Source organism: Bradyrhizobium sp. (assembly GCF_035701725.1).
GTDB lineage: Bacteria > Pseudomonadota > Alphaproteobacteria > Rhizobiales > Xanthobacteraceae > Bradyrhizobium.
Genome location: NZ_DASSRP010000241.1, coordinates 1 through 5,463 on the forward strand (window position 1 = coordinate 1; position 5,463 = coordinate 5,463).

At 64.2% G+C, this 5,463-nt stretch carries 6 protein-coding genes; 3 read left to right on the forward strand and 3 right to left on the reverse strand.

All coding sequences use genetic code 11. The features are described 5' to 3' along the window. The 3 genes from VFL62_RS13985 to VFL62_RS13995 form a co-directional block, all read right to left on the reverse strand. Nucleotides 1-555: hypothetical protein (locus VFL62_RS13985; protein WP_325172973.1), on the reverse strand; the 555-nt coding region annotated here is incomplete at its 3' end. 4 nt (nt 556-559) lie between these two features. Continuing rightward, the gene (locus VFL62_RS13990) at nt 560-1,492 is read right to left on the reverse strand and encodes a DUF6282 family protein (protein WP_325172974.1); all 933 of its coding nucleotides are present in this window, start codon (nt 1,490-1,492) and stop codon (nt 560-562) included. Nucleotides 1,493-1,524: 32 nt separating this feature from the next. Then, the gene (locus VFL62_RS13995) at nt 1,525-2,346 is read right to left on the reverse strand and encodes an IclR family transcriptional regulator (protein ID WP_325172975.1); all 822 of its coding nucleotides are present in this window, start codon (nt 2,344-2,346) and stop codon (nt 1,525-1,527) included. Between the two features lie 182 nt (nt 2,347-2,528). Between VFL62_RS13995 and VFL62_RS14000 the strand changes: the two genes are divergently transcribed. The 3 genes from VFL62_RS14000 to VFL62_RS14010 all read left to right on the forward strand — a co-directional run. Next, nucleotides 2,529-3,389 carry a hypothetical protein gene (locus VFL62_RS14000; protein ID WP_325172976.1) on the forward strand — a complete coding sequence of 287 codons (861 nt, stop codon included), beginning with the start codon at nt 2,529-2,531 and terminating at the stop codon, nt 3,387-3,389. An 82-nt stretch (nt 3,390-3,471) separates the two neighbouring features. Continuing rightward, on the forward strand, nt 3,472-4,836 hold the full coding sequence (locus tag VFL62_RS14005; RefSeq protein WP_325172977.1) for an MFS transporter: 1,365 nt from the start codon (nt 3,472-3,474) through the stop codon (nt 4,834-4,836). Then, nucleotides 4,836-5,463: NAD(P)H-dependent oxidoreductase (locus VFL62_RS14010; RefSeq protein WP_325172978.1), on the forward strand; the 628-nt coding region annotated here is incomplete at its 3' end. The genes VFL62_RS14005 and VFL62_RS14010, both read left to right, overlap by 1 nt.

Here is a 5,463-nt window from a genome sequence, read left to right on the forward strand (position 1 = left end):
CAGCGGAATCGAAACGGCGCCGCGCACCGCGCTGACAATGGCGCTCACGCGCTCGGGCAACAGCTCGGTTGCGACCGCGCCCTTTGCGGCCTGCGACGCATAGGGCGTGCCGATGTTGAGTTCGAGCAGGCGAAGACCGGCCGCCTCAACCTGGCGCGCCATGTCGACGGCGCGATCGAGATCGCCGAGAATGAGGCTCGCGGCCACGTAAGCATCGCTTTTTTGCGCCTCGCGGTCGAGCCGCGAGACGCTTTCCAGCCATTGATCGAAACTGCCGGGATAAAGTCCGGAGCGACAGGCGATGAAGGCTGCGCGAGGTGCCGACGCATTCCACTCCCGTCGTTGCCATGTCTCGTCGAACACGGCGTATTCGGCCGCCTGGAGCTGCGCCTTGGCGGCCTCGACCTCGTTGGTCGACTTCATCACGACCACGGCCGCGCCTGCGCGCAAAGCCGCGCGCACGCCCGCTTCCTCGATCAGATGTTCGGCCGCGCCCGCGATCAGCGGATTCTTCAGGCGCAGTTGGCCGATGCTAACGGCAAGATCGCCCGCCATCGCTTCACGCCGCCTGCGCGTTGAGGCCTAGCATCCGCGAAGCATTGGTCGCGACCATCTTGTGGATGTCGGCGTCGCTGTAGCCGAGATCCATGCACAGCGCGACGCCACGCCTAAAACCTTCCAGCGGCGAGAACACGCCCACTTGACCCAGATCCGAGCAGATCACGGTCTGCTCGACGCCCGCCGCCTCGATGTGATGGCGCAAATCTTCGGCGCTGGCGACCTTGAACTTCGATCCTTCCAGGAACATGCAGATCGAATGTTCGACGAAGGCGCCCATCGCGGCGATGCCCTTGACGTCGTTGAGGCTGGCGCCGACGATCTCTTCCGGATGGGTGAAGCAGAGTTTCTTGACGCCGCGGCGCTTGGCTTCTTCAAAAATCAGCCAGGTCTCGCTGACATGCAGATGCCCGCTCGCCAGCACCATGTCGTTCTTGGCGATCACATCCAGCACTTCCTTGACCGAATCCAGGATCTTCTTGTTGGCATCGAGCACCGGCACGGCCGTGGCGTGGCGCATCTTGGTCGTCGAAGCCGGGTGGGCGAAGCTGGCATTCTGTTCCCAGCGCAGGTGATTTTCCGCGGCCAGCGTCGGCATCCACACCGTCCTGCCGCCCATCGCCGCGGTGTGCTCGACCGCGTAGGGATTGATGCCGCCGACGACATTGTTGAGCACGACGCCGGAAAAGATTTTCGTCTTCAGCTCCGGATAATGCTTGGTGATCAGTTGCGCGGTGGCGACGCCGGCATAGTCGTGATCCTTGGTGACCACGGCGGCAAAGCCCGCTTCGGAGAGCTGCCGCACCAGATCAAGGTGATCGATGGCGCGCGGCGCGATCGATGGTCCGCTGTGCACGTGCGGATCGACCGCGCCTAGCAGGTTTTTATCGATCCGCGCCTCGCGCGCTCTGTCCACGACTTTGGCTTCGCTCATCACTCGTCTCCCTTTTTGCTCTTCTTGTTACGTCAGGCAGTCTTCTGCCGCGCCGCGCGCATCTCCGAATGATTGACGCGGCCGTGGCCGAGCATGCGCGAGATCTGGCTCGCCGCCGCTTTCAAGGCTTTGACGCTCTTCGCATCGATATCGGCGGGCAAAAACTGGATCGAGCCGACCACCGCCAGCGCGCCGATGCAGACGTCCTTGTCGTCGAAGATCGGCACGGCCACGGCGTTGATGCCGAGCATTGCCTGTTCCGGCGCGGTCGCAAACCCTTGTTGCGCGACGCGCACCAGTTCCTGCTCGATCACCTTGCGATCGGTCACGGTATGCGCCGTGAAAGCGGGCAGCGGCTTTGCCAGCGCGCGCTCGCGCTGGGCCGGTGAGGCGAGGGTCAAGAGCACCTTGCCCTGGGCCGTCGAATGGAACGGCAATTCGCTGCCCGGCCGCACGCCGATCTCGATCGCGGCGGTGCCGACCACCATGCTCAGCACCAGCGCGCCGCGCGGCGTCCACTCCGACAGCACGACGGAATGCCCGAGCAGGTCGCGCAGCTCGCGCATCGGGCCGTTCGCGATTTGAATCAGATCGGTCTCCGGCGCGTAGTGGGCCAATAAACGACTGCGCGGTCCCCTGGAATATCTCGACGTCACCGGGTTCTGCACCAGATAGCCGCGTTCGACCAGCGTCAGCAGGTGACGGTGCACCGAGCCCTTGGTCAGCCCAAGCCGCTCGGCGATCTGGGTCACGCCGAGCTCTTCGTCGGAGAAGGCGACCGCCTCCAGCACGTCGAGCGCGACCTGCACCGAACGCACCCCGCCGTCCACGCGATCGTCCGGCGTCGAAGCCATTTCCGGTCTTGTTTTCAAGGCCAAATCCGTCTTGCGCGATGATCCGGCTGGGGCCGGGGAAGATTCATATTGACGGCAGGGGGCATCGGCGATATCCGGTGTATCGATATACAAAACGCTGTATCACGGTCGCGAACAGCGGGCAACCGCAAATTCGAGCGAACCGGCCAGGGAGGATCGAGATGAGCGAAGCCATGCGCGCCGCGACCCACGCGAGGCATTATGCCGAGCCGCCGCAGCAGACCGATGCCGATGGGACGCGTCACTGGATCACGCGCGCGGCGAACTTCCTCACCGTGGTCAGCCAGGCCGAAGAGGGCGCCGTCCTTCCGCGCGACAATCCGGACGAATACGTGGTGCTGCTGCCTCCTGGCACCGCCGCCACGATCGAGGCCGGCGGCGAGCGCATCGAGAGCAAAGGCAACAGCCTGACCATCGTGCCGCCCGGGGTGAGCCGCGTGACGGTGCGCAAGGCCGGCGTCGTGGCGCGGATCTTTTCCAAGCGGGCGGAGGATCTCGCCAAGGCAGCCGTGAATGCCGCGACCTATGCCGACGGCGCGCCTGAGGTCGCCGACCTGAAACCCTGGCCCGATCCGGTCGGCGGCTTTCGTCTGCGCCACTACGATCTCGACAAGGCCGTCAGCCCCGATCCGTCGCCGCTGGGGATGCGCGTGTTCCGATCGACCAACCTGATGATCAACGTGCTGATGCCCTGGCAGAAGCGCCGCGACGAAACCAAGCTCTCGCCGCACAGCCACGAGGATTTCGAGCAGATCTCGCTCAGCATGAAGGGCGCCTTCGCCCATCACCTGCGCTATCCCTGGGGTTCGGACAAGACGCGTTGGCGCGAGGACGAACATGCCCGCTACGACGCGAGCCCGTCGGTGCTGGTGATCCCGGCGCGCGTGCTGCACACCACGCAGGACCTCGGCGAAGGCATCACCTGGCTGATCGACGTGTTCGGCCCGCCGCGGATGGATTTCTCCTCGCGCGAAGGCTTTGTGCTCAACGCGGCGGAATATCCGATGCCGACCGCGACCTGAAAAATTCAAGATTCGAAAATTCCAAGAGGCCGAGAAAACGGCCCGCTTCAATTCACGGGAAACCCGAGGAGGGGTCGCCAAGATGGCTCAATTTTTCACGCGCGGTTCGTTTCATTCGGACAACGAGGCGGCGGCTTACAATCGCGTCGCCTGGAAGCTGATTCCGTTCCTGCTCATCCTCTACATCATCTCGTTCCTCGATCGCGTGAACGTCGGCTTCGCCAAATTGCAGATGGCCGCTGACATCGGCCTGTCGGACGCGGTGTTTGGCCTCGGCGCCGGCATCTTCTTCATCGGCTATGCCGCCTGCGAGATCCCAAGCAACATCCTGTTGCAGCGCTTCGGCGCGCGGATCTGGATTTCGCGCATTCTCGTGGTGTGGGGCATCATTTCGATCTGCTTCATGTTCGTCACCACGCCGGCGCAATTCCTCACGCTTCGCTTTCTGCTCGGCATTGCCGAAGCCGGTTTCTATCCCGGCATCGTGCTCTATCTGACCTACTGGTTTCCCGGCAAATTGCGCTCGCAGGTCTGCGCGCTGTTCTTCATCGGCATTCCGATCGCCGGCCTGATCGGCGCGCCGCTCTCCGGCTTCATCATGAAGCAGATGGCGGGCACTTCAGGCTATGCCGGCTGGCAATGGCTGTTCCTGCTCGAAGGACTGCCGGCCGTGATCGGCGGCATCGTCACCTATCTCTATCTCGCCAACGGGCCGAAGGATGCGACCTGGCTCGCGGCGCCCGAGCGCAACATCATCGTCGGCGCGCTGGAAGCGGAAGAAGCGACCCATCGCGCCATGGGCCACGGCCACCGGCTGATCGATGCGCTGACCAGCGGCAAGGTCTGGCTGCTCGCGATCATCAACTTCTCGCTGCTCGGCGGCATCTACGGCATCTATTTCTGGATGCCGCAGATCGTCAAAGACCTCGGCGTCAAGGACGTGTTCCTCAACGGCGTCGTCACCTCGGTTCCCTTCGCGGTCGCCTGCATCATCATGATCGCGGTCGGCCGCTCGTCCGACCGGATGCGCGAACGCAAGTGGCACATCATCGGTTCGGCGATGGTCGGCGCGCTCGGTTTGATCGGCGGCGCGTCGCTGACCGCCACGCCGGCGCTGGCGCTGGCCAGCCTCTCGCTGGCGTTCGGCGGCGGCATGGCTGCCCTCACCGTGCTCTGGGTGTTGCCGAGCGCGCTGCTGACGGGCGCGGCCAATGCCGGCGGCCTGGCGCTGATGGCAACCGTCGGCAATCTCGGCGGTTACGTCGCGCCCTATGTCGTCGGGCTCGCCAAGGAAGCGACCGGCCGCACCGATTACGGTCTCTATCTGATGGCCGCCGTCATGATTGTCGGCGGGCTGTTGGTGCAACTGTTGCCGCGCAACTCGACGATCGACGAGGCCGAACAGCAGGACGTGCTGAAGGAAGGGTCGGCGGTCGGGGCGTTGTGATGGGTGACGGCGTCAGGGTTCTCGTCGTTTACGCCCATCCCGAGCCGACTTCGTTCACGTCGGCGCTGAAAGATGCTGCGGTGAAAGCGTTCACCGCGGCAGGCCATCAGGTCGAGGTGTCGGACCTCTATGCCGAAGGCTTCAATCCGGTGGCGGGGCGGCACGATTTCAAGGTCACGGCCGATCCGTCGCGCTTCCACTATCAATCCGAACAACTCCACGCTAGCCAGTCGGATGGCTTTGCCGCCGACCTCGCGCGCGAACAGGACCGGCTGATGCGCGCCGATCTTCTCGTTGTGATCTTTCCATTGTGGTGGGGCGGCCTGCCGGCCATCGTCAAAGGCTGGTTTGATCGGGTTTGTGCCTATGGCGTCGCCTATGCGGACGGCAAACGCTACGACCACGGTTATTTCGTCGGACGCAGGGCGCTGCTGGCGCTGACCACCGGCGGCACGGCCGAGCGGTTCACCGAAGGCAGCTACGGCGAGATGTCGCGCGTGCTGCATTCGGTGCAACGTTGCATCCTCGAATATCTCGGCTTCGAGGCATTAGAGCCGTTCGTCGCCTATGCCGCGCCGCGCGTCGATGCGGATGCGCGAGCGCGATACTTGCGCGACTTCGAGGCGC

Coding starts and splice junctions, on each gene's coding strand:
- VFL62_RS14005 (WP_325172977.1), top strand. CDS start 3,472: ATGGCTCAATTTTTCACGCGCGGTTCGTTTCATTCGGACAACGAGGCG.
- VFL62_RS13995 (WP_325172975.1), bottom strand. CDS start 2,346: ATGGCTTCGACGCCGGACGATCGCGTGGACGGCGGGGTGCGTTCGGTG.
- VFL62_RS13990 (WP_325172974.1), bottom strand. CDS start 1,492: ATGAGCGAAGCCAAAGTCGTGGACAGAGCGCGCGAGGCGCGGATCGAT.
- VFL62_RS14000 (WP_325172976.1), top strand. CDS start 2,529: ATGAGCGAAGCCATGCGCGCCGCGACCCACGCGAGGCATTATGCCGAG.